Source organism: Polaromonas sp. P4_F4 (genome assembly GCF_056401355.1).
In genome coordinates, this window is sequence record NZ_JBFUJO010000068.1 from 1 (window position 1) to 1,276 (window position 1,276).

General features: G+C 63.6%; 1 protein-coding gene. It reads right to left on the bottom strand.

The window, feature by feature from the left end; genetic code table 11:
• Positions 1–58: 58 nt before the first annotated feature.
• The gene (locus AC1DUR_RS25790) at positions 59–1,198 is read right to left on the bottom strand and encodes an IS481 family transposase (RefSeq protein ID WP_477720921.1); all 1,140 of its coding nucleotides are present in this window, start codon (positions 1,196–1,198) and stop codon (positions 59–61) included.
• Between the last annotated feature and the right edge of the window lie 78 nt (positions 1,199–1,276).

A 1,276-nucleotide genomic window follows, 5' to 3' on the forward strand; every position in this document is an offset into this window, starting at 1 on the left:
GCTGTATGGACCGGACACATGGTGGACAGGTGTGCGGAGACATGGTTGACGGTTTGAATTAATCCACAACCGGCTGTCGCAAGTCAATTTCCAGGCAGTGGTGGTGTGCGAAATAGACATCGAACACGCCGTCCTCCCCCTCCCGCACACGCACTGCGACGGCCTGCCTGTGCAACGCACTGGACAGCTTGTAGGTATTGCCGCGAAACCTCAACTCCCCGAACCAGCCCACCTGTCTGACCTGGTCGTCCGGCGCGTATTGCGGGTGTGGCACCACTGCAGGAAAGCGTCTCGGGCTGTGCCTGTAGCGGCTGGCCGGCACAGCCATCTGCAACGCTTCATGGGGGCGCTCGTGGTTATAGACCCCGCGCCAGTGGTCCAGCGCTGCCTGTACCCGCTCAAAGCTCTCGAAGGTGCGGCCGTTGAGCACTTCCGCCTTGAGGGAGCGGTGAAACCGTTCGTCCTTGCCGTTGGTCTGCGGGTGGTACGGACGGCTGTGGCTCACCCGGATACCGAGTCTGACCAGCCACACGCCCAGGTCCGTCAACTGCCCGGGCGAGCGCGGCGCGCCCCACGGTGCGCCATTGTCAAAGTTGATCTGCCCTGGTAGCCCGTACAGCTCGAAGGCGCGCCTCATCTGCACCTGCACCGTGTGCGTATCGGTCTGCCCGCAGGCGTGCAGCGCTACGTTAAAGCGCGAGTGGTCGTCCAGCATCGTCAGCGGCGAGCAGCGTCCCTGCGGGATGTCGAAATGGCCCTTGAAATCTGCTTGCCACAGCGCATTGGGCTCTTCGCGTTCAAAGCGTTGCCAATGTGCTGCCGCCTGGCTGGCTTCGGGGGTGATGAGTCCGTGACGGTGCAGGATGGACGTCACGGTGCTGGGCGCCACTTGGGCCAAGTCCAGATCGCGCAACCGCCGGCTGATCTTGCGCCCGCCCCAAGCCGGGTGCTCGCGGCGCAGGGCCAGCACGGACCCCTCGATCAAGGCGGGCGACGCGCCCGGACTGCTCAGCGGCCTGCGCGAGCGCTCTGCAAGCCCGGCTCCGCCTTCGGTGGCATAGCGCTGCAGCCATTTGTAGCCCGTCTGCGGGCTGATCCCGAAGCGCCGGCACAGCTCACGGCGATTCGCTCCATCTTTCGTAGCCAGTGCGACAAATTCCTGTTTCAGACTCATGGTGTCTTGTGCTTTCCAAGGCATGGTGATCCTCCGGCAAATTCGCCGGAAAGTGTCCACCATGTCCCCGCACACCTGTCACCTATGTCCCCGGTCTATACA

What these genes read in the sequence shown, in the direction of transcription:
- AC1DUR_RS25790 (WP_477720921.1), bottom strand. Translation starts at nt 1,198, where the DNA reads ATGCCTTGGAAAGCACAAGACACCATGAGTCTGAAACAGGAATTTGTC.